Source organism: Bradyrhizobium sp., assembly GCF_004799405.1.
Taxonomy (GTDB): domain Bacteria; phylum Pseudomonadota; class Alphaproteobacteria; order Rhizobiales; family Xanthobacteraceae; genus Bradyrhizobium.
Map to the genome: position 1 here is coordinate 1 of NZ_SSMW01000137.1, position 5,988 is coordinate 5,988.

At 63.5% G+C, this 5,988-nt stretch carries 10 protein-coding genes; 5 read left to right on the top strand and 5 right to left on the bottom strand.

Translation table 11 applies throughout. From position 1 onward, the window contains the following. Together E7813_RS21625 and flaF are read left to right on the top strand one after the other, a co-directional pair. Positions 1 to 287, top strand: a 287-nt coding sequence (locus E7813_RS21625; RefSeq protein ID WP_291577307.1) for a flagellin, incomplete at its 5' end; no start/stop codon positions are given. Positions 288 to 495: 208 nt separating this feature from the next. Next, positions 496 to 861, top strand: a complete 366-nt coding sequence (gene flaF, locus E7813_RS21630) for a flagellar biosynthesis regulator FlaF (protein WP_291577308.1) — start codon at positions 496 to 498, stop codon at positions 859 to 861. A 34-nt stretch (positions 862 to 895) separates the two neighbouring features. Here the strand turns inward: flaF and E7813_RS21635 are convergent, their stop codons facing one another. From E7813_RS21635 to E7813_RS21650, 4 genes are all read right to left on the bottom strand, one after another. After that, positions 896 to 1,159, bottom strand: coding sequence for a hypothetical protein (locus E7813_RS21635; protein WP_291577309.1), 264 nt, complete (start codon positions 1,157 to 1,159; stop codon positions 896 to 898). 154 nt (positions 1,160 to 1,313) lie between these two features. Then, positions 1,314 to 1,760 (bottom strand): hypothetical protein, encoded by a 447-nt coding sequence (locus tag E7813_RS21640; RefSeq protein WP_291577311.1) that lies wholly within the window; start codon positions 1,758 to 1,760, stop codon positions 1,314 to 1,316. A 60-nt stretch (positions 1,761 to 1,820) separates the two neighbouring features. Continuing rightward, on the bottom strand, positions 1,821 to 2,192 hold the full coding sequence (gene flgJ, locus E7813_RS21645) for a flagellar assembly peptidoglycan hydrolase FlgJ (RefSeq protein WP_291577312.1): 372 nt from the start codon (positions 2,190 to 2,192) through the stop codon (positions 1,821 to 1,823). Further along, entirely contained in the window at positions 2,192 to 3,316 is a 1,125-nt protein-coding gene (locus tag E7813_RS21650; RefSeq protein ID WP_291577313.1) for a flagellar basal body P-ring protein FlgI, read from the bottom strand. Before E7813_RS21650 ends, flgJ begins: the two co-directional genes overlap by 1 nt. Positions 3,317 to 3,586: 270 nt before the next feature. Here E7813_RS21650 and E7813_RS21655 point away from each other — a divergent pair, with 270 nt between their 5' ends. The 3 genes from E7813_RS21655 (at position 3,587) to E7813_RS21665 (ending at position 5,498) form a co-directional block, all read left to right on the top strand. Next, a complete protein-coding gene (locus E7813_RS21655) occupies positions 3,587 to 4,006 on the top strand; it encodes a flagellar assembly protein FliX (RefSeq protein WP_291577314.1) in 420 nt (139 codons plus the stop codon). Between the two features lie 212 nt (positions 4,007 to 4,218). Beyond that, positions 4,219 to 4,584 carry an RNA polymerase-binding protein DksA gene (gene dksA, locus E7813_RS21660; protein ID WP_154072547.1) on the top strand — a complete coding sequence of 122 codons (366 nt, stop codon included), beginning with the start codon at positions 4,219 to 4,221 and terminating at the stop codon, positions 4,582 to 4,584. Positions 4,585 to 4,712: 128 nt separating this feature from the next. Beyond that, positions 4,713 to 5,498 carry a fumarylacetoacetate hydrolase family protein gene (locus E7813_RS21665; protein ID WP_291577315.1) on the top strand — a complete coding sequence of 262 codons (786 nt, stop codon included), beginning with the start codon at positions 4,713 to 4,715 and terminating at the stop codon, positions 5,496 to 5,498. A gap of 361 nt (positions 5,499 to 5,859) precedes the next feature. On the opposite strand, the gene E7813_RS21670 is transcribed toward E7813_RS21665, so the two are convergent. Beyond that, a partial coding sequence (locus E7813_RS21670) for a flagellar basal body L-ring protein FlgH (protein ID WP_291577317.1) occupies positions 5,860 to 5,988 on the bottom strand: 129 nt, incomplete at its 5' end.

Consider the following 5,988-nt stretch of genomic DNA (forward strand, 5'->3'; position numbering starts at 1 on the left):
ACAATAATTCGGCCAACAGCGTGCTGACCGCGCTCAGCAATGCGAGCAGCTCGTTGCAAACGGAAGCGTCATCGTTGGGTTCCAACCTGTCGATCGTTCAGATCCGTCAGGATTTTTCGAAGAACCTGATCAACGTGCTGCAGACCGGCGCATCCAACCTGACGATCGCCGATCCGAACGCAGAAGCGGCCAATAGCCAGGCGCTGGCGACACGCCAGTCAATCGCGGTCTCCGCGCTGGCGCTTGCCAACCAGTCGCAGCAGAGCGTGATCCAGCTTCTGCGCTGATTTCGGCCCATCGAACAACAAAGGCGGCGAGGCAAACCCCGCCGCCTCTTTGATGTGATCGTCATATGGCGAGGGCAGCAAGCACGCCGCGATTTGCCCGGTTGCGGACACACATAGAAACGGCCGCTAACCATATTTTAAAGGCGACCAAGTATAAAACTTGGGCAGTTCGGATGGCCTGTGTCCTGCGCAAACCCCGAGGTGATGGATGTCTCATGCCGCTCAAGCCTATGCACGTACGTCGCACACGACGGGGTCTCCGCGTGAAATGGAAGCGCAGACGTTGCTGATGGCTGCGAGAAAGCTGCAGGAGGTCCAGGCAAACTGGACAGGTCCCGATACTCGAATGCATTCGGCGCTGCTCTTCAATCGCCGGCTGTGGGCCATCTTCATGAGCGCCGCGGAAAGCGACGAGAATCCGCAGCCCATGGAAATTCGCCAGAACGTCGCCAGCATTGCGGTTTTCGTGATGAAGCAGACAGTTGAAATGCAGCTGGATCCTGATCCGGCGAAACTAAAGTCGCTGATCGACATCAACTGCAATCTCGCGGCGGGTCTGTCAGGCCGGGTCTGACGCTAGGGCGTTTCCTGGGCCCCTTAACTCAGACTCAGGCCATCCGGTCGGTGACGACAAGACGCGTCGGTGCCCGCCTCGTCAGGTCGAGCGCGCGGAAATAGGCGCGACGGCGCAATATGGATTCATCGGGAAACTGCTGCACCACCAGACTGGTGCGGTTATCGGCCACCCGATAAGCGATCGGGTCCGCGGTCGCGGTGACGCTCGCGCTGGCCAGTAATTCGGTCGCTACCGCGCTGTTTGCGGACTGCGCAGCCGGTGCCCCCACCGGCTTGATGTTGAAATTCGTACTCACGGCAGCCTCCTGGCTTTCCCAGAGTAAAATCCCAACCCTCTCCGCCGGCGACTATGGCCTGCGAACTCTCAACGTTGCGTTAGAGGATGCGCTGAATATTGCGCGGACTTCGCCGCGCGAATTTTGTTAAAAATGTTGGCAATCGCTACGCGGCTCAGAGCGAGCGGCTGACCGACAGCGGCGTGATGTGTCGCGGTCCGGGCGCTGCGCGGCGCCCCGCAGCGGTGTAGGTGTTGGGAATATTGCGGCGCTGCATCTCGGTGTTGACGCCGCGCACGATGCCTTCGGACACCGCGTGCGCGGTCGCCAGTACCGTGAGATTGACCTGCAGCATGGCGCGAAACACGTCGTGATGACGATGCAGCGTGGTCAGCAGCTCCGGCGCCGTCTGGAACAGGAATTTCTGGCTGGCCTTCAGGCGGCCGACCGCGTTGACATAGCGGTGAGACAAATCGGTCTTTTGCGTCTCGAACTTCATCGCCTCGCGCAGCTTGCCGGCGCGGACTAGTTCGGTTTCGCGCTCGATGACGCCGAGCAACCCGCTCATGACGTCCATCAAATCCTCGGCGAGCTTGCGGGCCTCGGCCGCAGTCGACGCCATCGGGATCGGGACCGGAGCCTGCCGCCGTTGAGGATGTTGATTCATGGAGGTCCTTTGGGTCTAGCTGGCGCGGCCGGCTTGCTTGGCCTGCTGCAGGATCAGCGTGCGGTAGACGTCGTTGGAAATCCCGACGCCGCCGGCCTTGGCGAAGGATTTCGAATATTGCTCCGTCAGCATCGAGCGCCAGACCCCGGTGCCCGGCGTGTTGCCGAACGGACCTTCACCCTGCAGGCCGCTGGTCATCTGCGAGAACATCGAATTGAGGAACATCGCCTCGAAATCCTGCGCGGTGGCCTTGGCCTTGGCCTGCGCCTGCGGCGAGACCTTCTGCAGGGCATTCGCCAGTTCGGGATCCCGCCGGCCGTTGATGATGGGGATCGCGGCCTTGGCGGACGTGCCGCCGTGGATGCCGCCGATCGGGGCGTTTTGCATCACATCACCTCGATGTCGGCCTGGATCGCGCCGGCGGCCTTGATCGCCTGCAGAATGCCGATCAGGTCGCGCGGGCCGATGCCGAGCCCGTTGAGGCCGTCGACGAGTTGCTGCAGCGATACGCCGTCCTTCACCAGCGCGAACTTCTTGCCGTCTTCGGTGACCCCGACGCTGGTGCGCGGCGTCACCACGGTTCGCCCGCGCGAGAGCGGATTGGGCTGGCTGACTTGCGGACTTTCGGAAATCGTGACCGTGAGATTGCCCTGCGCAACCGCAACCGTGGCGACGCGGACATCGCGGCCCATCACGATGATGCCGGAGCGTTCGTCGATCACGATCTTGGCCGCCAGATCAGGCTCGACCTGCAACTGCTCGATCTCGGTCAGGAAGGCGACGACGTTACCCTTGAATTCCGAGGGAATCGTGAGTTGCACCGTCGAGGGATCGATCGGCTCGGCGCTCTTGGCGCCGAGAAAATCGTTGACGGCGGCCGCGATGCGCTTGGCGGTGGTGAAATCGGCGTTGCGCAGCGCCAGCCGCACATTGGGCAGGCGGTTGAGCGCGAACTCGATCTCGCGCTCGATAATGGCGCCGTTGGCGATGCGGCCGACGGTCGGCACGCCGCGGACGATCTTGGCGGCCTCGCCCTCGGCCTGGAAACCGCCGATCGCGACCGAGCCCTGTGCTACCGCATAGACGTTGCCGTCGGCGCCGAGCAGGGGGGTGACCAGGAGCGTGCCGCCCTGCAGATTCTTGGAATCGCCGAGCGCCGATACCGTGACATCCATCCGCGTGCCCTGAGTGCCGAACGCCGGCAGGTTGCCGGTGACCATCACGGCGGCGACGTTGCCGGTGCGAATGGTGGCGCCGCGGATGTTGACGCCCATGCGCTCGAGCATCGCCTGCAGCGATTGCTTGGTGAAGGGGATGTTGTTGAGGGTGTCGCCGGTGCCGTTGAGGCCGACCACGAGGCCGTAGCCGATCAGCTGGTTCTGCCGCACGCCCTCGATATTGGCGAGATCCTTGATTCGGGACGTCGCATGCGCCGACATCATCGAAAGCCCCAGCGCCAGCAGTGCCGCGCAGGCCGTCTTGAATACGTTTGCCGAGATAACGCTTGGCATCCTCTGCTCCCCGCTGAGGTCTGGACCTGGTTCGCTGCCACTCCCATGACGGCGATCCGCCAATTGACTATGCGAGATCAGTGCCATGCCCGCTCGCGAACGTAACCTAATGATTTTGTTACATAAATCTGGAAGAACCGCCTCGTCGGCGCCGCGCGCCGCCGTGGCGAAACTGCCCTGGCGGCAGATTTTGCCGGGTCATTTACTTTGCCTTAACCATAAAAGGTCGAAGCTGGCGGCCACAGGCGAGAACCACCGCGAGAACACTCGATGCGCATCTACGGACCGAACGGCACCACTCTCGGGTCGACCGTGACGACTGCGAGGCGAACCAGCTCGACCGGTTTTGCGCTGCCCGAGGCAACCGGCACCCCCGAAAGCCGCGCCGCGGTCGCGCCCAGGGCGGCCGGCAATATCGACGCGCTGCTGGCGCTGCAGGGCATCCAGGACATTGAAGACCCGGCCGAGCGCCGCAAGCGCTCGGTGCAGCGCGGCAGGGGTGCGCTGGACGTGCTGGACGATCTGAAGATCGGCCTGCTGTCCGGCAATTTCGATGCTTCCACCGTGACCCGGCTGCGCACCGCCGCCGCCGACCTCAAATCGACCTCCGGCGATCCCGGCCTCGACGCGGTCCTGTCCGAGATCGAGCTGCGGGTCGAAGTCGAGCTCGCCAAGGCCGGGCAGTTCTGACGCCCCCGGCGTCCGGCGTTTTCCTTGTGCACAGGTTCCTGCCGGGAAACCCCGCGGTGCCCGGGTTTCCGCTTCCCACGCGATATTGTCTGTCACAACCCACCGCTATATAAGGCGCGCGCGGACCGACCCTTTTCGGCCCGCCTTGCATCGCAGATGGGCTGGCCTTGGAAAAGTTGAAGAACTACCGACCTAGCGAAAAAGAGCCTTTCATGAACGACCGGCAGCGCGATTACTTTCGCGCCAAGCTCCTGGCGTGGAAGGACGAGATCCTGCGGGAATCGCGGATCACGCTGCAGACGCTGCAGGAAGAGAACGTCAATCATCCTGATCTGGCCGACCGGGCCTCTTCCGAAACCGACCGCGCCATCGAGCTTCGCGCCCGCGACCGCCAGCGCAAGCTGATCTCCAAGATCGACGCCGCCCTGCAGCGCATCGACGACAACACCTACGGCTATTGCGAGGAGACCGGCGAGCCGATCTCGCTGAAGCGGCTCGAAGCCCGCCCGATCGCAACCCTGTCGGTGGAAGCGCAGGAGCGCCACGAAAAGCGCGAGAAGGTCTATCGCGACGAGTAGGATGTCCTCTCCTGCCTCATGGTGAGGAGCGCGGCACGCGCGTCTCGAACCATGAAACGTCCGGTGTGCAGCCCATCCTTCGAGACGGCGCTGACGCGCCTCCTCAGGTTGAGGTGAGGTAATCCTCGATGACCGACATTCTCGCCGCCGCCAACGCCATCGCCGCCGCCCGCCGCAACGGAATGCCGCTGCAACCGCTCGCCGGCGACGCCGCGCCACGGACGGAGGCCGAGGGATACCGGATCCAGGAAGCGCTGCGCGACCTGCTGTCGGCCGATTTCGGCGCGTTCGCCGGCTACAAGATCGGCTGCACCAGCGCGGTGATGCAGCAATATATCGGAATCCCGCATCCCTGCGGCGGCAGCGTGTTCGCCAAAGGCGTTCACAATAGCGGCGTGTCGCTGTGGCATGCCGATTTCGTCCGCGTCGGCGTCGAATGCGAAATCGCCGTGCGGCTGGCGCGCGACCTGCCGCCGTCGCAGGCGCCGTTCACGGCGGACAAGGTCGGACAAGCCATCGAGGCCTATCTGCCGGCGATCGAGATCGTCGACGACCGCTATAGCCACTGGCAGACCATGGGAGCGCCGACCCTGGTGGCCGACGATTTCTTCGCTGCCGGCTGCGTGCTGGGGAAACCCGTCGCGCGCGCCGCGGCGCCCGATCTGCTCGATGTGGTCGGCCGCGCCATCATCAACGACGTCGAAGTTAGCAGGGGCACCGGCGCCGATGTGCTCGGCCATCCGCACAATCCGCTGGCCTGGCTCGCCAACCATCTCGCCGAAAGCGGCCAGAGCCTGCGCGCAGGCCAGATCGTGCTGACCGGAAGCCTGGTCAAGACCATTTGGCTCAACGCCGGCGACAAGGTGACGATGGATCTGTCGGGGCTCGGGAGGGTGGAAGCCGGGTTTGCCTGAGCTTCCTTTCACCTCTCCCCTTGTGGGAGAGGTCGAATTGCGAAGCAATTCGGGTGAGGGGTTTCGCTCTCACGATAGCTGCAACCGCGAAGACACACCTCCGCATTCCCGCGGCGCGATTACGCCCGCGTTGTGCAAGAAAATCCTTCGCCTCGAAGAATGCGAAATGGCTTGGAAAAGCGAGGCCCAAAACAGCCACGGCCTCCGCCAGGGGAGCTGACGGAGGCCGCGTAGAACATCTCATCGCGCCCAGGTTCGCGATGGGATGTGGGAGCTCGTTGTCTTTATCTGGGCATCAACTGATCCGAAAATCGGTTCTCACCTTGCGCTCGCCCCGCCCTTCGGATCGGGGTCATGCCCTCTAGAACGGCAGCAGCACGTCCATCACCTGTTGACCGTAACGTTGCTGCTGCACATCGGTGAGCTGGCCGCGGCCGCCATAGGCGATGCGGGCCTGTGCGATCTTGCTGGAATCGATGGTGTTGTCGCT

What these genes read in the sequence shown, in the direction of transcription:
- flaF (WP_291577308.1), top strand. Translation starts at nt 496, where the DNA reads ATGTCTCATGCCGCTCAAGCCTATGCACGTACGTCGCACACGACGGGG.
- E7813_RS21640 (WP_291577311.1), bottom strand. Translation starts at nt 1,760, where the DNA reads ATGGCGTCGACTGCGGCCGAGGCCCGCAAGCTCGCCGAGGATTTGATG.
- flgJ (WP_291577312.1), bottom strand. Translation starts at nt 2,192, where the DNA reads ATGCAAAACGCCCCGATCGGCGGCATCCACGGCGGCACGTCCGCCAAG.
- E7813_RS21650 (WP_291577313.1), bottom strand. Translation starts at nt 3,316, where the DNA reads ATGCCAAGCGTTATCTCGGCAAACGTATTCAAGACGGCCTGCGCGGCA.
- E7813_RS21655 (WP_291577314.1), top strand. Translation starts at nt 3,587, where the DNA reads ATGCGCATCTACGGACCGAACGGCACCACTCTCGGGTCGACCGTGACG.
- dksA (WP_154072547.1), top strand. Translation starts at nt 4,219, where the DNA reads ATGAACGACCGGCAGCGCGATTACTTTCGCGCCAAGCTCCTGGCGTGG.
- E7813_RS21665 (WP_291577315.1), top strand. Translation starts at nt 4,713, where the DNA reads ATGACCGACATTCTCGCCGCCGCCAACGCCATCGCCGCCGCCCGCCGC.